We start from the raw sequence: 18,205 nt of genomic DNA on the forward strand, positions 1-18,205 counted from the left end.
GATATTGCAGGGAACTGTATGCAGCGAAAGGTGTGCTATGGCCATGGAGGGGCAAGAAGAGCCTCGTATCTCGGACGTCGACCAGGCCGAAACTGTGACCATGCCGCCGACGACCGGCGACGGGCCCGACCCTGTGGACCTGTCCGCTGATCAGCAAGCAAATCGGGCACTGGGCGCAGGTCCTGCCCACGAGGCCTCGTCGGGCCGTCATCGGGGGCGTACCATCCTGGCCCTGCTGCTTCTGGCTGTGTTGCTTCTGGTAGGGTGCTGGCTCGGTGCTCGTGCCTTCTTCCGTGATCGGGTGGCCCCCGGCGTCACCTTGGGCGGAAAGATGATGATGGGCCGGACCAGCGACCAGGTCCGTCAGATCGTCGATCAGCAGGTGCGTGACTCCCAGGTGGAGCTTAAAGGCGAAGGGGCCTCCGCGCGGGCTGGGCTCAAGGATTTGGGTGTGAGCGTGGATCAGGATGCCACGGTCACAAGGGTCATGACTGCCAAGGGCTCCGCAGGTATTTCCCGGCTCAACCCTTTCCATAGCGAATCTGTACCCTTGGTGGCCGAGCAGGACCAACTGGCCATGAATAAGTATCTGACCGAGCACTTCATCGACCGCCAGGACCGTTCCGTTCCCTCCACTATCGTCTTTGATTCCGGCGCTCACGCTTTCAGGGCCCAGGAGGGGCGTGGCGGCAAGGGGCCCGAGCTGGGCCGTGTGCAAAATGCTGTCTCCTCCCTGATAGACAAGCCCGGCAGGCGGCTGGCCGTTGGGCTGGTCTACAAGGACGTGGGCATGCCCATCAGTCTGGATACCGCCAATCAGGTGGCTGCTCAAGCCAATCAACGGCTGGCCAAGGATCTGGTCATCAAGGGGACCGATGACGATGTCATGACTGTTCCGGCCGCCACCGTGGCCACCTGGGTCAAGCCGGTGACAGACCTCGGCAAGGGGACCATGGAGCTGGGCTTCGATCGGCAGGCCATCCAGCAGTATCTGGATCAGGAGCTGGCCCGGCATCTGGATCGGGATATGGTCACCGCCGTCAACGTCAAGAACACCAAGGGCGAAGTGGTAGCCGAGACCACCAAGGGTGTGGACGGGGTTCGGGTTTCGGATGTACCCGCCACAGCTGATCTGGTCGTCAAGGCCCTGGTCCAGGGTGACACGAACCCGGTCCAGGCGCGTGCCGAGGTCACCCCGCATAAAGAGCAGACGCGTGTGGCCCGCTACGACGTGCCTGACGGCGACATCTGGATCCGGGTCAACCTGAGCGATCAGACCGCCACCGCCTACCATGGCACCACCGAGGTCAAGACCTTCCCCATCTGCTCGGGCAGCCCCTACGACGGCGACTGGTCAGATACAGGCACCTTCTTCATCAATGTGCGTTACACTGTCCAGACCATGCGCGGCCCCGGCTACGTCTCGCCCAATGTCAGATGGGTCTCCTACTACAACGGCAGCGAGGGCTTCCACACGGCCGACTGGAACTACGGGGGCATCGCCAAGGGCGACCCCACCCACTACGGTTCCCACGGCTGCATCAATATGTACGAGCAGGATGCCAAGTGGATCTACGACAACGCCCCGGCCGGGACCATGGTCAAGGTGGAGGGTCAGGTTCCGCCAGGTCCGGCCCGGTAGATGCACCTGTCGCGGCAGACGGTCGAGTAGGCTGGAACCATGAGCGATGAACACAGTGATGGAACCTCCCGTTTGGACGTGCCCGACCACCTGCGGTATTCCCAGGATCACGTCTGGATCGACCCCAGTCAGTCTCCTGCGCCTATGGGCGTGACCGAGTATGCGGCGAACCAGTTGGGAGACCTGGTATTTTTGGATCTGCCTGAGACCGGCACCCACGTCGATGCTGGCGACGAGGTCATCGAGCTCGAGTCCTCCAAGGCGGTGGAGCCGGTGGTCTGCCCAGTGGCGGGCACCATCGCCTACGTCAACAGGGCGGCCTCGGATGATCCGGAGGTCATCAATGCCGATCCTTATGGGGAGGGCTGGATAGCCAAGATCGACCTGGAGGATGACGAGCCCGATCTGATGAGCGCCGAGGAGTACGGTCAACTGCTGAAGAGCCTGAACTGACGGTTCGGACATGACTAGGCGATCCGGCCGTGATGAAGGGCCCCTGCGGGTCCGATCGGTCAGCACCACCTTCGATTCAGCCGCGCCTGGGGAGGACATCGAGAGCAGACCTGCTCCGGTGCGTCTGCTGAGGCATCTGGTAACGGGCGCCTTCGACCTCTGGGTGGGGCTGTCCATCAATATGACCGGCCGCATGGGCTGGTCGGCCGACGTTCAACCCTATGTGGGTTATGGTACCGAGTCATACTCCCGGCTGATTTGTCGCACTATCCTGACCGACGGCCGCAGACGCGAGGATCCGGCCATCCGGGGCATTCGCGGTCTGCTGACCGTACCCGCGCCCCGGACCAGGGTCAGGCTGGCCATCGACAGCACCGCCATCGGGAGGGTCCAGGTGGGCGATTCCTCGGTCTACGATGCCGTCGATCCCAGCCGCAGCCTGAGCGCGGATGCGGTCTTCTCCGACCGATCGGGCTACCTTGATCTGGTGGCCGAGCATCGGCTGACCCCAGGCGTGCACCGGGTCTCCTACCAGGTGCGGGGCCGCAGGCCTGTGGACGCGCCGCTGTACATCGTGCCCGGCCAAACGCCGGTTGGCGTCATATCCGACGTGGACGACACCATCATGATCAGCCAGGTGCCCAATCATTGGAAGGCTGCTTGGAACCTGCTCCTGTCAAATCCGCACCGCAGGTCCTCGGTGCCCGGCATGGCCGTGCTCTACAACCGCATCCGCGACCTGGACCCCCGGATGCCCTTTTTCTATCTGTCGGCCTCGCCCTGGAATGTGGAGGGGTCCATACGCGGCTTCATTCGCGACCACGGCTTTCCGGCCGGCCCCCTGCTGCTGCGGGATCTGGATCCCAGGCCCAAGACCTTCGTGCCCTCTATCGTGCAGCACAAGATGGAGTTCATCCACCAGCTCATGGCCGACTTTCCTCGGATGCGCTTCGTGCTCATGGGCGATGACGGGCAGAGCGACCCCGCCACTTTCGCCCAGGTGGTGCGCCAATATCCGGACCGGGTCCTGGCCATCGGCATCCGCCAGTTGAGCCCCCAGGAGACCGGGTTGGGATCCTTGTTTAAGCGCACGGCCACCCAGCCGATGCCGGTGACGCAGGTGCCGGTCTTCTACGGGACCACGGGCGCCAACCTGATGCGAACCCTGCTGCCCTATCTGCGTCGTCGCGCCAGAATATAATCGCCCCATGAGTTTTTCGGCCGTCAATCCCGCGCCTCCTCGTGCACAACGCCGTCCCACTGATCGATGCTTCCATGGGGATCACTTCGAAGATCCCTACGAGTGGATGCGCAACCGGGAGGATCCTGCCACCAAGGCCTATGTGCGCGACCAGAACAGCTACTGCCAGGAACGGCTGGCCGGCCAGAAGGGTCTGCGGGCCACCCTGCTCAAGGAGTTCACCGACCGGGTGCAGCAGACCGACATGTCGGTGCCAACACGGATGCACGGCTACTGGTACTTCTCACGGACGCTCAAGGGCCAGGAGTACGGGGTGCAGTGCCGTCTGCCGGTGCGCGGCCAGAATGACTGGGATCCTCCAACGGTTCAGACTTCATCGGCGCCCGGGTCCATGCCAGGCGAGGAGGTCATCTTCGACGCCAACGCCGAGGCTGAAGGCCACGACTTTTTCTCCCTGGGTTGCCTGGATCTGAGCGACGACGGTCAATGGATGCTCTACGGACTGGACACCAGGGGCAACGAGCGTTACGACCTGCGCATCCGGGATCTCTCCCAAGGCCGAGATCTGCCTGATCGGATCGACCAGGTCTCCTCCGGGGCAGTGCTGACCCCCGACGGCCGATGGGTCTTCTACACCGGCCTGGACAAGGCCTGGCGTCCGGACACGGTCTGGCGGCATAAGGTGGGCACTTCGGCCGACCAGGATGTCCTGGTCTACCAGGAGGGCGACGAGCGTTTCTGGGTGGGGCTGGGCCTCAGCTACGACGAATGCGCCATGCTGATTGCCACCGGGTCCAAGACCACCAGCGAGGTGCTCATGCTGGACCTGAAGGATCCGCAGGGCGAGTTTGTGCCCTTGATCCCCCGCAAGGAGGGGGTCGAGTACGACATCAGCCTGGCCAGATTCGAAGATGCCGGTCCGGCAGGGGAGGACCTGCCGGTGGCTGTGGTCTACCACAATGTAAACAACCCCAACTTCGAGGTGGATCTGATCGATCTGCGCAGCCACCGTCCGCCGTTTCGCCTGGGAGAAGGGGTGCGGCTGGCCCAGGGCAGCCCCTATGGCTGCGAGCGCTCCGGAGGCCTGGCCTCCCTGCCGCCCGAAAAGCCCTACCATGACCCGTGCAATCCCGCCATTCTTCAAGGCGCTCGTGGGCTGGGCATCGAGGGGCTGGGCATCCACCGCAGCTTTGTGGTTCTGACCTACCGGGCCGACAGCCTGCCTCATATGGCTGTCATCGCCAAGGATCAGGCACTTGAAGATCTGCGGGCTGGTCGGCCCTGGCGCTTCCATGAGGTCCTGCCCGGCCAGGCCAGGGACGGCATTGACCGTCTCTACAGCATCGGCCCCACGGACAACCCCTCCTACCAGGCCCCCGGGCTGCGCTACATCCGGGGCAGCTATGGGACCCCGGCCGAGCTGCGCGAGCTGGACCCGGTCCGGGGCGTGGACCGGTTGCTCAAGCGGGCCCGGGTGCTGGGCGACTTCCGGCCCGAGCGCTATGCCGAGCGTCGGGTTCTGGTCCGTGTCAGGGATGGCGCTCTGGTGCCGGTCTCCCTGGTCTGGCGGCGGGGCATGCATCCGGAGCTGGATGCCTGCGGGAGGACCGGGTCCGACGATACGGTCATCCAGGCCCCCGACCATCCCGAGCGCCGTCCCTGGCCGGACCATGATCCGGACAGGTCTGCACCCATGTTCATCACCGGGTATGGAGCTTACGAGATCAGCCAGGATCCGGGCTTCTCCACCGGCAGGCTCAGCCTGCTGGACCGAGGCGTGCTCTACGCTGTTCCCCATGTGCGCGGTGGCGGGGAGATGGGCCGCGCCTGGTACGAGCAGGGCCGCCGGCTGCACAAGGTCAACACCTTCCTGGACTTCATCGACGTGACTGCCGCCCTGCAGGCCCAGGGTTGGGCGGATCCACGTCATACGGTGGCCAACGGCGGGTCGGCCGGAGGGCTGTTGATGGGGGCCGTGGCCAACATGGCCCCTCAGCTCTATGCCGGCATCGAGGCGGATGTGCCCTTCGTGGATGCGCTGACCAGCATCCTGGATCCGGACCTGCCGCTGACCGTGACTGAATGGGACGAGTGGGGAGACCCCCTGCACGATCAGCAGGTCTACCAGTACATGCGCTCCTACTCGCCCTACGAGAACGTGCCTGACGCTGATAGCAGGCGCCGGCTCTTCGGCAGCGACCACTTCCCTGCCATCCTGGTGACCACATCCATGAACGACACCCGGGTGCTCTACGTGGAGCCGCTCAAGTGGGTGGCCAGGCTGCAGGAGCCGCAGGTGGGGGCCGATGCGCTGATCAGGATCGAGGTCCAGGCAGGCCACGGAGGCATCAGCGGACGTTACCGGCAGTGGGAGGAGCTGGCCTTCGAGAACGCCTGGTGTCTGTCCATCATGGTCCCTCAAAGCTGCTGAACCTGGCCTGTCCGGGATTCGGTCGGGGTCGGGAAAGGGCCCTGGCAGGCTCGTTATGCTCGGGGTATGACAAATAGCAAGCAGAAAACATATCACATTGCGGTCATTGCCGGTGACGGCATCGGCAAGGAGATCGTTCCCCAGGCTCAGGCTGTTTTGGAGAAGGTGACCCGAGGCAAGGCTGATATCCGCTATGAGGACTTCGACCTGGGCGCTGAGCGCTACCTGCGTGATGGAGCCGTTCTGCCCGACGAGGATCTGGACCGGCTCAAGCAGCAGGATGCCATCCTCCTGGGGGCCATCGGCGACCCCCGGATCAAGGCCGGCATTCTGGAGCGGGGACTGCTGCTCAAAATGCGTTTCGAGCTGGACCAGTATGTCAACCTTCGTCCATCCAAGCTCTACAAGGGCGTGGTGTCGCCCCTGGCCAATCCGGGTGACATCGACTTCGTGGTCGTGCGGGAGGGCACCGAGGGGCTTTATGCCGGGGCCGGAGGCTCCATTCGCCGGGGCACCCCCCAGGAGGTGGCCACCGAGGTCTCCATCAACACGGCCTACGGGGCGGAACGGGTCATCCGCTACGCCTTCCAGCTGGCCATGAAGCGTCGCCGTCGCCTGACCTTGGTCCATAAGAAGAACGTGCTGACCAACGCGGGAGACATGTGGCAGCGGCTGGTCGACCAGGTGGGCCAGGAGTATCCCGATGTGGAGCGCGAGTACCTGCACATCGACGCCTCCACCATATTCCTGGTGACCGAGCCCAGCCGCTTCGACGTGATCGTGACCGACAATCTCTTCGGCGACATCCTCACGGACGAAGCGGGGGCTGTGGTGGGAGGCGTGGGCTACTCGGCCTCCGGCTGCATCAACGCCTCGGGCACCTACCCATCCATGTTCGAGCCCATCCACGGGTCCGCCCCCGACATCGCCGGCAAGGGGATCGCCAACCCCACGGCGGCCATCCTCTCGGCCGGGATGCTCCTGGATCATCTGAGCTTCGAGGATGAGGCGGCCAGCATCGAACGGGCCGTGGAGGACGACATCGAACGCTCCGGCTCCACCCAGCGGAGCACGGAGCAGATCGGCAGGGATATCCTAAGCCGTCTGTGATCGGGCCGGATGGCGGCTAGACTGGAGGGCATGACTATGGATGATGTCCCCCAGCCGGACGACCGGCAGTCCAGCGATATGCCGACAGGGAATCCCGGCTTCGGTCCCTCCCCGTTCCCGCAGGTTCCGCCCGAGCATCAGGAACCTGCCGGGGAAGATGCCGCTGCCAGCGCAGCCCAGCCGGGCCAGTCAGGTCCAGATGCAGCCGACGGGCAGCAGCAGGATTCGGGCTATCCAGCTGGCCATGATGTCGGCGGGGGGAACCAGAGCCCCTATCAGACCGGGCAGTTTCCCGCCAGTCAGTATCCCCATGATGGGTATCCGACAGGGCAGAGGGGCAATGCCAGATACCCGTTTGCCCCTCAGGAGGGCGAACAATATCCTGGGGCGTATCAGGCAGGGCCCTATCGGCCCAGTCAGTATCCGACGGCCGGGTATCCAGCTGGTCAGCAGTATCCGACCGGTCAGCAGTATCCTGCTGGGCAGTATTCCGGTGGCCAGTATCCTGGGGGCCAGAATCCTCCAAGTCCCTATCAACCGGGACCGGGCTATCCCGGCCAGTACCCATCTGGCCAGTACCCACCGAGTGGGTACCCGGGCAATCGATACCCAACAGGCCAGTATCCAGGCAATCAGTATCCTGGCGGGCAGTATCCGCCGCAGGCTCCTATGCCTTGGCCCTACCCGGGCATGCCCCAGGGCGGGTATCCCGGGGCTATGCCCAGCGGCAGGAGTCCCTATCCGATATCACCCACTCCGCACAGCAAGTTGGCAGCCGGACTGCTCAGCATCTTTCTGGGCTGCTTCGGCGTGGGCAACTTCTACCTGGGCAGAACCGGCCGGGGTGTGGCTCAGCTCATGCTCACCCTGATAGGGTTCCTCTTCTTCTTCATTGGGCCGACCATCGCCATAATCTGGGGGCTGATCGAAGGTATCCTGATTCTGTCATCCTCAACCGGCTCCTTCTGGCATCGTGACGCTCGCGGGTGGGAGTTGACGGATTGAATCCGGCCCTTCTGCGCGGCGTCGGCAAGCAGATGGGCGGTAAACTTGCGGCCGTAACCCTGACCTTGGGCCAGGGGCCAGACTCCCGTCCAGTCATTGCTTCCTGCAGGATTGACGGCGACTTCTTTACGGAGCCGGCCCCGGCAGCCTCCCGTGAATACGAGGAGGATCATAGGCCGGTATCCCGGCTGGAATCCGCAATTTGTGGTATCCCGCTGCCCTTGGATCCTGGTCTGGCGCTGAAGAGGCTGGACAAGGTCATGGCAGAGGGGGATGGTCAACGAGTAGTCGGCGTGTCCCCATGGACCCTGGTGACCGCACTGGAGCGCGCCCTGCCGGATGGCCTGGTCAGCCATGGGCGCGAGGAGCCCGAACAGACGTCTTTTCAACAGTCGCAGCTGGACGAGGTCGAATGCCGCCGCCGTTGGTCCGGCCTGAAGCTGAATCTGATCAGGGACCGCCCACGGGAGCCCGTCATGCAGATGGCCATGGATCAGGCTCTCAATGATGCCGTAGCCCAAGGCCGGCTGCTGCCCACCCTGCGCATTTGGAATTGGTCGGCGCCGGCAGTGATCCTGGGGCGCTTCCAGTCCCTGAGCCAGGAGGTCCACGCGGATCGGGCGCGCAGTCTGGGCTTTACCCTGGTTCGCCGATGCACCGGCGGTGGCACCATGGTCATTCAGCCCGACCGGGCCATCACCTATTCGCTCTATCTGCCCCTGGACTTCGTCAAGGGGACCGATCTGATCGACTCCTACCGGATCTGCGACTACTGGCTGGTTCGCGGTCTGCGCATGCAGGGGATTCAGGCCGGATGGCAGGGCATGAATGACATCGCCTCCCCGCGGGGCAAGATGGGGGGCGCCGCCCAGCGCAGGCTGCCGGCAGGTTCCCGCGGACCGGGCGGACTGCTCCACCACACCACGCTTTCCTACTCAGTGGATCCTGATCTGATGGCCCAGGTGCTTAATGTGGATCCGGCGAAATTCCACGACAAGGCCGTGGCCTCGGTCAGAAGCCGGGTGGATCCCATCGACAGGCAGACCAGTCTGTCCCGTCGATCCCTGATCGATGCCCTTCTGGACACCCTGCCCTCCCTGGTGTCGGATCTACGCATATCAAGTCCTCCGCCCGAGATTGAGCAACGGGCCCGCACTCTGGCCCGGCAGCGCTACGGCCGTGGGGAGTGGACCGCCCAGATCGCCTGACCGGCAAGGGGGGTTGATGTGTGTGGGTATAATCGTGCTCAGTCGCGTCGAACCCGGCGCGAGGTCATCAACCATGCGTGAGTCGGTGCAGACCCGCCAGACATGGCGAAAAGGAGTGCGGAGTATGGCGGTTCACAAGCCCAACGAGATTCCCGATGACGGGAACGCCCTCAGGCAGACCGCCCTATTCAAACAGGTGCCCAGGCAGGACGCCGACCAGCTTTTGGACACCATGCACGAGTCCACTTATGCCAAGGGGTCCACGGTCTTCCGGCAGGGGGACACCGACCATCGGATGTATCTGCTGGAGGAGGGCAGGGTCAAGCTGGTCCGCCAGTCGCCCGACCGCCGCATCCAGCTGCTCAGCATCCATGGGCGCGGGGAGATCCTGGGCGAGATTCCCGTCTTTGACCCCTCCGGCGGGCCGCGTACCGCCTCGGCTGTGGTCATGGTCAACAAGACCAAGGTGGCTGCCTTGGATCACGATGCCCTCTTCGACTGGCTCAACCAGCATCCCAAGGTGGCTGTGGACATGCTTCAGGTGCTGGCCCACCGCCTGCGGACCGACAACGAGCGCATCTCCGACCTGGTCTTCCTGGACGTGCCGGCCCGTCTGGCCAAGACCCTGCTGGATCTGGCCACACGCTTCGGCGAACCCTTCGAGCAGGGGCTGATGGTCCCTTACGATCTGACCCAGGAGGAGCTGGCCCAGCTGGTCGGTGCCTCACGGGAGACCGTCAACAAGGCCCTGATGGACTTCTCCAACCGGGGATGGATCTCTCGCAAGGGCCGCACCATCATCATTTTCCAGCCCGGACCTCTGATTCGACGCTCACGCATGTGAACGCCGCTGCCCGGTAGAGCCGACGGCCTAGGATAGAGACCATGCCCGAACAAAAGAAATCCATGTCGGTCAGGCGCTTCTTCACGCTGCTGCTGGCTTACCTCATCTTCTGCGTCGCAGGTGGCGTGGTCGTCTCTGGTTTCCTGTTCCCCGCAGTCTTCGGCATCAACGCCGTCTCCAGGAATCTGATGCCCGCCCTGAAGACGGAGAACATCGACTTCAACGTCAACGATCTGCCCCAGCAGTCCCGCCTCTACGCCTCCGACGGGCATACCGTCATCGCCACCTTCTATGCGCAAAACCGGATCGTGGTGCCCATCAAGGACGTCTCCGACTACATGCAGAAGGCCGTGGTGGCCCGTGAGGACCGTCGTTTCTTCGAGCATGCAGGCGTGGATACCCAGGGCGTGCTCAGGGCCTTCATCCAGACCTACATCAAGCAGGGCGACACCCAGGGCGGTTCCTCCCTGACCCAGCAGTACGTCAAGAACGTGCTCATGAACCAGGCCGAGGAAAACAACGACCCCATCGCCGAGTACCACGCCCAGGAGGAGACCATAGCCCGCAAGATGCGGGAGATGCTGATCGCGGTGCAGATGGAGAAGAAGTACTCCAAGGCCGAGATTCTTCAAGGGTACTTGAATATCGCCCAGTTCGGAACCAACGTCTACGGGGTTGAGTCGGCTGCCAGGCGCTACTTCAGCAAGTCGGCCAAGGAGCTGGATCCGGGCGAGTCGGCCACCATCGCCGCCGTGACCAAGAATCCCGCACGCTTCGACCCCACCGTCAATATCAAGGCCGCTCAGGAGCAGCGGAACATCGTCCTGGATCTGATGAGGCAGGAGAACTACATCAGCCAGCGCCAGTATGAAGAGAACAAGGCCAAGCCGCTGGATCAGATGCTGCATGTGCAGTCTGCGGACGCCGGCTGCCAGGCGGCCGGGGACGCGGCCTTCTTCTGTGACTACGTGACCAAGCAGATCCTCAACTCCAAGGAGTTCGGCAAGAGCCAAGAGGATCGCAACAAACTCCTCAAGGAGGGCGGCCTGGACATCTACACCACCATGGACGTCAATGCCAACGCCGCAGCCATGAAGGCGGCTCGGGACACCATCCCAGTGGATGATCCGACCGGCTTCGAGGTCACGATGGCGGCCATTCGCCCGGGCACCGGCGAGGTTTTGGGCTTCGGCATCAACCGCATTTACGACGCCACCCAGAACTCCGGCGGCGGCACCCGCACGGCCATCAACTATGCAGTGGACCAGCAGGACGGCGGCGGCTGGGGTTTCCCCGTGGGCTCCACCTGGAAACCCATCAACCTGGTGGCCTGGATGAAGGCCGGCAAGTCCATCAATCAGCCCCTGCGCACCTCTACCAGCTATCCGCAGACCGCCTTCGCCTGCAAGACGGCTGACGGTACCTCCTATGGATTCGGCACGGGCAGCTGGCACGTTGAGAACTCGGGCGGCGGCACCACTTCACCGGAGAGCCCCCTGCAGGGCCTGATTCGCTCGCACAATACCACCCAGGCCTCCATGGCCCAGCAGATTGGCCTGTGCACCATAGCGGATACAGCCAAGGACATGGGCTACCACAATTCGCCCAAGGACCAGATGGACATCCACTCAGACAACAGCTTCCAGCCGCCCATGACCATCGGATCGGTCCAGGCCTCACCGCTGACCATGGCCAACGTCTACGCCACCATCGCCGCCAAGGGCGTGGCCTGCAGCCCTATCGCCATGACCAAGGTGATCGATAAGAATAAACGGTCCATCAAGGTGCCCAAGGCCAACTGCCATCAGGCCATCGACCCGGGCATCGCCGAGACCACCGCCTATGCCCTCAACCAGGGCGTGGTCCAGCCCGGAGGTGAGGCGGCCGTGACCCAGCTGGACGGGGGTCGCAAGACCTTCGCCAAGACGGGCACCCATGAGGACAAGTACATGCTGACCGGCGGATTCGTGCCCCAGGTGGCCTCCTTCGTCACTGTGGGCAATGCCGAGGGCCAGGTCTCCTTCAATGGCAAGGTCATCAACGGACGGTCCATGGGTACCTGGTACGGCATGTACATCGCCACCCCGGCATGGAAGGAGTTCATGAACACCTACCTGGCCGCTGCCAACATTCAACCGGACAACTCCTATGGCAATCCCGATGCACGCTTCACAGGCGGGGTCCAGCCTCAGCAGCCGGCTCCGATGCAGCAGCGTCAGGTGACCCGTGGCGTAGAAGCGCAGGAGCCGGAGATCGGGGAGTTGACCTCGGAAGAGGCTCAAACAGTGCCCGCGGCCGACTAGTACCTGGCTGGATGACTGCTTGTCGGGCCTCGGCTGGGATCCGAGCGAGGCTGTGCCTACAATGGAGACCATCAGGGATTCGTCGACGGGCGGGACCACGAGGGGTACGGCCGTCCGCCGGGAGAGGCAGGAACAGATGGTCCAGGAATATTCAGAGCTGGATGACAAGGCCCCTCGGGCCGACGGCCGGGTTCATGAGGATCAGGCCATGCCGGGGCCGGTGAGCGGCTCTGGCAGGTTGGATGTGTCCAAACCGATCTGGTCCTTTGAGTCGGATGCCGCCGACGGCAAGAAGAAGACTGGCAAGGCTGCCAAGGGGATCAAATCGTCCAAAAAGGACAAGAAGGCCAAGAAGGCGAAAAGCGTCAACAAGGCCAGGAAACCAAAATCGGGAAGAAGACGGGAGAAGGCCCTGCCTGCGCTCTTCCAGCCCATGGAACTGCGCGACCAGCACATCCGCAACAGGATCTGGATGCCGCCCATGGACACTTATTCGTCCCTGCGGCATGACGGGGTTCCTACCAACTTCCACTATCAGCACTATGTGTCCAGGGCCCTGGGCGGCTTCGGAGTCGTCATCGGGGAGGCCACGGCCGTAAACCCCCAGGGGCGGATCTCTCCCTGCGACGTGGGGCTGTGGGATGACGAGCAGACCAGGGCCTGGCAGGGCATCGTCCGGGATGTCAAGGCCGCTGGAGCCGTCCCTATCGTCCAGCTCAACCATTCGGGGCGCAAGGGCTCCTCCGGGTGCTCCTCCATGGGCTATATCAACGCCACCGTGCCCGTGGCCGAAGGAGGCTGGCAACCTGTGGGCCCCAGCCCCATCGCCTTCGGGAGGATGGCGGTCCCGGTCCAGCTCTCGCGGGCGCAGATAGCCTCCATTGTGGCCGACTTCCGTTCCGCTGCCGTGCGAGCCGTTCAAGCCGGCTTCCTGGGCGTGGAGCTGCATGCCGCCCACGGCTACCTGCTCTCCCAATTCCTGGATCCACTGATCAACCGCCGCAGCGACGAGTACGGGGGTGACCTGTCCGGCAGAATGCGCCTGCTGATCCAGGTGACCGATGCCGTGCGCGAGGTCATTCCCTCGGGCATGCCCCTGCTGGTGCGCATGTCCGCCACCGACTGGGCCACTGGCGGATGGGGCCTGGACGAGACCATCCGCACCGCCAAGGTGCTCAAGCTGCACGGGGTGGACCTGATTGACGTTTCCACCGGGGGTCTGGTGCCAGGCGTGAATATCCCAGCCGCTCCCAACTACCAGGTGCCCTTCTCCTACCAGGTGCGCAGCCAAGTGCTGATTCCCACCACAGCCGTGGGGCTGATCACCAAGCCCAGGCAGGCTGACCGGATCGTACGCAAGGGTCTGGCCGATGCGGTCGAGATCGGTCGAGCCAGTCTGCGCGACCCCTACTGGCCGCTCAGGGCCGCCTACAAACTGGGGCTGTCCGCTCAGCAGGCCCCCTACCCTGAGCCTTACCGGCGCGGGGCCTACGGCGTCGCACGCTGAGAGCGGCCATGGACGCTGTTGGTGGCAGAGCAGGGACCATTGTGGTCATGCCCACCTATCAGGAGGCCGACAATATCGGGGTGATCCTTCCGCAGCTCTTGGCCTGCTGCCCGGAAGTCGATGTCCTGGTCGTCGACGACAACTCGCCGGACGGCACCGGTGCCAAGGCCGAGGACATGGCCAAGCGCGACCCTCGCGTGCACGTCATCCATCGGCAGGACCGCCGCGGGTTGGGCCCTGCCTACGTGCAGGGTTTCCGCTGGGCTTTGGGGCATGGCTATGGCCTGATCTGCGAGATGGACATGGATGGTTCCCATCGGCCCCAGGATCTGGCCAGGATGCTGGCGGTGGCCCGAGGCAAGGCGCATCCGGATCTGGTCATCGGCTCGCGCCGGGTGCGCGGAGGCTGCACCCAACATTGGCCCTGGTATCGGGACCTGATCTCGCGTGTGGGATCCTGGTATGCCCGCACCGCCCTGGGATCCTCCGTGCGGGACATGACCGCCGGCCTGCGGGTCTATCGAGCGGATGTGCTCAGGCGGATCGACATGCGAAGGGTCCGCTCCAGCGGCTACGTCTTCCAGGTGGATATGCTGCGTCGGGTCCAGGCCATGGGTCTGAGCGTCGTCGAAGTGCCTATAGTCTTCGTGGAGCGGGTTCGCGGCAGCTCGAAGATGGATGTCGGGATCGTTCTGGAGGCCATGGTCCAGGTGACCCTATGGGGACTTGAACGGTTGACCCATCGAAACTGACATTGCATCGCCATCGTGTTCGCTTTCTCGGGCGACCCCGCAGGCCCTTGTGGGCGACTTGGAGACAGAATGTGCCATGGCTGACCGATTGCCGCAATAGCCGCGGCAGGCCTCTGGCGTATGGAAGAATGGTCGGGGTATCGAAGAAACATCGATTGTTCGCCCCTGCTTTTGGACGGCGACCGCAGTCCCATGGCCGGCTTGCCAATTTGGGCGAATGTGTGCGATAATGTTCGAATGATATCGTCACAACGCCAACACCTGATATTGAACCGGTTGCGTACTCGTGGCGCAGTCCGTATCACCGCCCTCTCCAAGGAGTTGGGCGTTTCCGCCATGACCATCCGTCGGGACATTGCCGACCTGGCGGACAAGGGCCTGCTCAAGAGGGTCCACGGAGGGGCCGTCACCACCAGCTCGCTGCTGGCTGAGCCGCTCTTCTCGGTCAAGTCGCAGATGGACATGGGCCTCAAGGACACCATCGCCCGTCATGCCATCGACTATGTCTCCCCGGGCGACGTCATCGCCATCGGCGGCGGAACCACGGCCTATGTCTTCGCCCAGCACCTCCTGGAGAGCCGTCAGTGCGCCGGCGTGACCCTGCTGACCAATTCCATCCCTGTGGCCGAGCTGGTTCAGGCCATGGAGAGCAAGGACGTCGAAGTCATCGTCACCGGCGGCGTCATCACCCGATCCAACTCCCTGGTAGGCCCCATTGCGGATAAGGTCATCGCCTCCCTGCGGGTCAACACGGTTTTTCTGGGGACCCACTCGGTCTCCATCCCACGCGGCTTCCTGATGCCCAACTCCCTGGAGGCGGCCACCGACATGGCGCTCATGGACATCGCCGACCGGACCATCATCCTGACTGACCATACCAAGTGGAGCTGCACCTCCCTGTCCCTGTTCGCCTCCTTCGACCAGGTGGACACCGTCATCACCGACGACCAGCTGGACCAGGAGTCGGCCGAGGCCACCCGCTCCCTGGTCAAGCGGCTGGTGTTGGTGCCGGTCAACCCCGAGGAAGGCCAGGCTCAGGACGGAGCCTCAGACGGGTCTGGGGACCAGGTTCAATGAGAGGTAGGTCACACAGGGGTGTGCGGGTTGCCATAGCTGGTTGCCATGGATTGTCAATCATCACGGACGATGAAGGAGCAGCATGAAGTCAGAGCAGTATGTCCCTCAGCGGTATGTTCCTGGCGACTACGCCAGGGAGCACATCCGCATCACCCCCACCAGGCTGGCCGACGGGCGCCGGTTCTTCTACCTGGACGACGATCCTGAGTACGTCTCCGGCCGCAGGACCAGGCGTCTGGACGATCCCCGTCCGCTGACCGACCGGTTCGCCCCCCATCAGGATCAGGAGGGCAGGACGGTGCCCTTCCAGCCGCCGCAGATGCGCCGGGACCCTCTGACCGGCGACTGGATTCCCATGGCCACGGCCCGGATGAACCGGCCCATCACCGCCGGACCGCAGGCCACCGCCAAGGGCAACCCTCTGGCAGCCAGAAAGCCCGGGGACCCCTACCAGGACGGGGAGATCCCCGATGTGGACTACAACGTGGCGGTCTTCGAGAACCGTTTCCCCTCCATGATGCAGGTGCCCAATACCCAGGCGGCCGACCAGCCCTCCCTGGTGGACGGTAACCCCCTCTGGCCGGTGCGCGAGGCCAACGGGCGCTGCGAGGTGGTCTGCTTCGACCCTGACGAGCACGCGTTGCCTGCCGATCTGCCGGTTTCCCGTCTGCGGACGGTGGTGGAGGCCTGGGCCTTCCGGACTGCTGAGATCTCGACCATGGAGGGCATCGAACAGATTTTCCCCTTCGAGAACCACGGCCAGGAGATCGGCGTCTCCCTGGCCCACCCTCACGGACAGATCTACTGCTACCCCTTCATAGCCCCCCGGCTGGAGCAGGAGTTGAGGCAGTGCGCCGACTACCGGGAGCGCACCGGCGGCAACCTCCTGGCGGACATCCTCAAGGCCGAGCTGGACTCCGGACGGCGGGTGGTCTTCCGCAACGCCACCTGGGTGGCCTATGTGCCTGCCGCCGCCCGCTGGCCCCTGGAGGTCCACGTGGCCCCCATCCGTGACGGGATCCTGAGCCTGGATCAGCTCAACGACCAGGAGCGCTGGGACCTGGCCGTCATGTATTCCACCCTGCTCAAGCGGGGCAACGCCTTCTTCGACAAGGGCGACGGCAGGGGGATGGATCTGCCCTACATCGCCGCCTGGCACCAGGCACCGCTGCACGATCCGCGGCGGGAGGACTACCGGCTCAACCTGCAGTTCTTCTCCTTCCGTCGAGCCGTGGACAAAATCAAGTATCTTGCCGGATCCGAGTCAGGCATGGCTGCCTGGGTGTCGGACACCACCCCCGAGCGGATCGCCGACCGTTTCCGCCAGCTGGGACCCCTGGATCTGGAGAATGGAGAGAATCAATGACGACGACAGTGGAATTCATGCAGGCCTGGACCCAGGGCGCCGACGGCCAAGGCGCTACCAAGGCCCGGGAGCTCTTCCAAAAGGTCTATGGGGAGGATCCTCAGGGCGTCTGGAGCGCGCCTGGCCGGGTCAACCTGATTGGCGAGCACACGGATTACAACGCTGGACTCTGCCTGCCCATCGCCCTGCCCACTCGTACCTATGTGGCCGCCAGCCCCAGGACGGACAGCCGGGTTCGCCTGGTCTCCACCATGGATCCCGAGCATCCGGTCCAGGCTGATCTGGATGGGCTTCAGGCTCGAGGGGTGAGCGGATGGGCGGCTTATCCGGTCGGCGTGGCCTGGGCCCTGCAGCGGGATGGCTTCCCTCAGGTCCAAGGCTTTGACCTGGCGCTGGCCTCCTGTGTGCCCGTGGGGTCCGGGTTGAGCTCCTCGGCGGCCATGACCTGTGCCGTGGCCCTGGCCCTGGATGACCTGTTCGCCTTGGGGTTGGGAGGCGACGAGGCTGGCCGGGTCAGGCTGATCCAGGCCGCCATCACTGCTGAGAACGACATGGCTGGCGCTTCCACCGGCGGCATGGATCAGAGCGCCTCCATGCGCTGTCGATCAGGCTGCGCCCTGCGGCTGGACTGCCGGCCAGAACTGGATGCCATGAGCAATGTGCGCCAGGTCCCCTTCGATTTGGAGGCTGCGGGGCTAGAGCTGCTGGTGGTCGACACCAGGGCCCAGCACCAGCTCAACGACGGCCAATACGATCAGCGACGGGCCACCTGCGAGCAGGCTGCACACCTGTTGAGAGTAGCCAACCTGCGCCAGGCGGCAGACCAGGTCAATGGTGCCGCTGATCCCCCATCTGCCCTGGCTGCCCTGCTGGAGCAGCTGCCGGATGAGACCATGCGTCGGCGGGTACGCCACGTCATCAGCGAGATAGGACGGGTGGACCGCTTTATCGAGGCCTTCGGCAGGGGCGATTACGTCCTGGCTGGTCGCCTGTTCAACGCCTCCCATGACTCCCTGAGGGACGACTACGAGGTCACCTGCCCGGAGCTGGATGAGGCCGTGGATGCGGCACGTCAGGGCGGGGCCTATGGGGCTCGCATGACCGGCGGCGGGTTCGGCGGATCCATCATCGCCCTGGCTGATGCCGGCAAGGGCTCCGATCTTGCCCGTGAGATAGCCGAACGATTCGTCTCCAAGGGATTCAAGTCCCCCAGAGCCCTGATCGCCCTGCCCTCCTCGGCGGCCGCGCGCGAATCCTGAATCGGACTGCAGACTCTTACGACCCCGCTTCTCCCGGCGCTCCTCTA

The 18,205-nt window shown here is 64.1% G+C and carries 14 protein-coding genes; all 14 read left to right on the top strand.

Annotation, left to right across the window (positions count from 1 at the left end; all coding sequences use genetic code 11):
• Nucleotides 1-37: 37 nt before the first annotated feature.
• The 14 genes from FPK30_RS03875 to galK all read left to right on the top strand — a co-directional run bounded on the left by FPK30_RS03875 (nucleotide 38) and on the right by galK (nucleotide 18,158).
• Nucleotides 38-1,642: a L,D-transpeptidase family protein gene (locus tag FPK30_RS03875; RefSeq protein ID WP_144085376.1), complete on the top strand. Its 1,605-nt coding sequence runs from the start codon at nucleotides 38-40 to the stop codon at nucleotides 1,640-1,642.
• Nucleotides 1,643-1,681: 39 nt separating this feature from the next.
• Complete coding sequence (gcvH, locus tag FPK30_RS03880) at nucleotides 1,682-2,095, top strand: glycine cleavage system protein GcvH (protein WP_101431993.1); 414 nt, start codon at nucleotides 1,682-1,684, stop codon at nucleotides 2,093-2,095.
• Nucleotides 2,096-2,105: 10 nt separating this feature from the next.
• On the top strand, nucleotides 2,106-3,296 hold the full coding sequence (locus FPK30_RS03885) for an App1 family protein (RefSeq protein WP_144085377.1): 1,191 nt from the start codon (nucleotides 2,106-2,108) through the stop codon (nucleotides 3,294-3,296).
• A 7-nt stretch (nucleotides 3,297-3,303) separates the two neighbouring features.
• A complete protein-coding gene (locus FPK30_RS03890) occupies nucleotides 3,304-5,727 on the top strand; it encodes a S9 family peptidase (protein ID WP_144085378.1) in 2,424 nt (807 codons plus the stop codon).
• A 66-nt stretch (nucleotides 5,728-5,793) separates the two neighbouring features.
• On the top strand, nucleotides 5,794-6,837 hold the full coding sequence (locus FPK30_RS03895) for a 3-isopropylmalate dehydrogenase (protein ID WP_144085379.1): 1,044 nt from the start codon (nucleotides 5,794-5,796) through the stop codon (nucleotides 6,835-6,837).
• Between the two features lie 30 nt (nucleotides 6,838-6,867).
• Nucleotides 6,868-7,842 (top strand): NINE protein, encoded by a 975-nt coding sequence (locus FPK30_RS08350; RefSeq protein ID WP_415873697.1) that lies wholly within the window; start codon nucleotides 6,868-6,870, stop codon nucleotides 7,840-7,842.
• Nucleotides 7,839-9,050 carry a lipoate--protein ligase family protein gene (locus FPK30_RS03905; protein WP_222102858.1) on the top strand — a complete coding sequence of 404 codons (1,212 nt, stop codon included), beginning with the start codon at nucleotides 7,839-7,841 and terminating at the stop codon, nucleotides 9,048-9,050. The genes FPK30_RS08350 and FPK30_RS03905 overlap by 4 nt, the downstream gene beginning before the upstream one ends.
• A 124-nt stretch (nucleotides 9,051-9,174) precedes the next feature.
• Nucleotides 9,175-9,894, top strand: coding sequence for a Crp/Fnr family transcriptional regulator (locus FPK30_RS03910; RefSeq protein WP_024627458.1), 720 nt, complete (start codon nucleotides 9,175-9,177; stop codon nucleotides 9,892-9,894).
• Between the two features lie 41 nt (nucleotides 9,895-9,935).
• Nucleotides 9,936-12,197 (top strand): transglycosylase domain-containing protein, encoded by a 2,262-nt coding sequence (locus FPK30_RS03915; protein WP_144085381.1) that lies wholly within the window; start codon nucleotides 9,936-9,938, stop codon nucleotides 12,195-12,197.
• 136 nt (nucleotides 12,198-12,333) lie between these two features.
• On the top strand, nucleotides 12,334-13,704 hold the full coding sequence (locus FPK30_RS03920) for an NADH:flavin oxidoreductase/NADH oxidase (protein ID WP_144085555.1): 1,371 nt from the start codon (nucleotides 12,334-12,336) through the stop codon (nucleotides 13,702-13,704).
• Between the two features lie 8 nt (nucleotides 13,705-13,712).
• A complete protein-coding gene (locus FPK30_RS03925) occupies nucleotides 13,713-14,456 on the top strand; it encodes a polyprenol monophosphomannose synthase (RefSeq protein WP_144085382.1) in 744 nt (247 codons plus the stop codon).
• Between the two features lie 219 nt (nucleotides 14,457-14,675).
• Nucleotides 14,676-15,533, top strand: a complete 858-nt coding sequence (locus tag FPK30_RS03930; RefSeq protein ID WP_260804409.1) for a DeoR/GlpR family DNA-binding transcription regulator — start codon at nucleotides 14,676-14,678, stop codon at nucleotides 15,531-15,533.
• Between the two features lie 82 nt (nucleotides 15,534-15,615).
• Nucleotides 15,616-16,899, top strand: a complete 1,284-nt coding sequence (gene galT, locus FPK30_RS03935) for a galactose-1-phosphate uridylyltransferase (protein ID WP_144085384.1) — start codon at nucleotides 15,616-15,618, stop codon at nucleotides 16,897-16,899.
• Nucleotides 16,896-18,158, top strand: a complete 1,263-nt coding sequence (gene galK / locus FPK30_RS03940; RefSeq protein WP_144085385.1) for a galactokinase — start codon at nucleotides 16,896-16,898, stop codon at nucleotides 18,156-18,158. The genes galT and galK overlap by 4 nt, the downstream gene beginning before the upstream one ends.
• Nucleotides 18,159-18,205 lie beyond the last annotated feature (47 nt).

The sequence above is a fragment of the Bifidobacterium apousia genome, from assembly GCF_007559275.1.
GTDB classification, from domain to species: Bacteria; Actinomycetota; Actinomycetes; order Actinomycetales; family Bifidobacteriaceae; genus Bombiscardovia; species Bombiscardovia apousia.

Excerpts from the sequence above, each read along its gene's own strand:
- FPK30_RS03915 (WP_144085381.1), top strand. The coding sequence starts at position 9,936 with ATGCCCGAACAAAAGAAATCCATGTCGGTCAGGCGCTTCTTCACGCTG.
- FPK30_RS03875 (WP_144085376.1), top strand. The coding sequence starts at position 38 with ATGGCCATGGAGGGGCAAGAAGAGCCTCGTATCTCGGACGTCGACCAG.
- galT (WP_144085384.1), top strand. The coding sequence starts at position 15,616 with ATGAAGTCAGAGCAGTATGTCCCTCAGCGGTATGTTCCTGGCGACTAC.
- galK (WP_144085385.1), top strand. The coding sequence starts at position 16,896 with ATGACGACGACAGTGGAATTCATGCAGGCCTGGACCCAGGGCGCCGAC.
- FPK30_RS03890 (WP_144085378.1), top strand. The coding sequence starts at position 3,304 with ATGAGTTTTTCGGCCGTCAATCCCGCGCCTCCTCGTGCACAACGCCGT.
- FPK30_RS03910 (WP_024627458.1), top strand. The coding sequence starts at position 9,175 with ATGGCGGTTCACAAGCCCAACGAGATTCCCGATGACGGGAACGCCCTC.
- FPK30_RS03885 (WP_144085377.1), top strand. The coding sequence starts at position 2,106 with ATGACTAGGCGATCCGGCCGTGATGAAGGGCCCCTGCGGGTCCGATCG.
- FPK30_RS03895 (WP_144085379.1), top strand. The coding sequence starts at position 5,794 with ATGACAAATAGCAAGCAGAAAACATATCACATTGCGGTCATTGCCGGT.
- gcvH (WP_101431993.1), top strand. The coding sequence starts at position 1,682 with ATGAGCGATGAACACAGTGATGGAACCTCCCGTTTGGACGTGCCCGAC.
- FPK30_RS03920 (WP_144085555.1), top strand. The coding sequence starts at position 12,334 with ATGGTCCAGGAATATTCAGAGCTGGATGACAAGGCCCCTCGGGCCGAC.
- FPK30_RS03925 (WP_144085382.1), top strand. The coding sequence starts at position 13,713 with ATGGACGCTGTTGGTGGCAGAGCAGGGACCATTGTGGTCATGCCCACC.
- FPK30_RS08350 (WP_415873697.1), top strand. The coding sequence starts at position 6,868 with ATGACTATGGATGATGTCCCCCAGCCGGACGACCGGCAGTCCAGCGAT.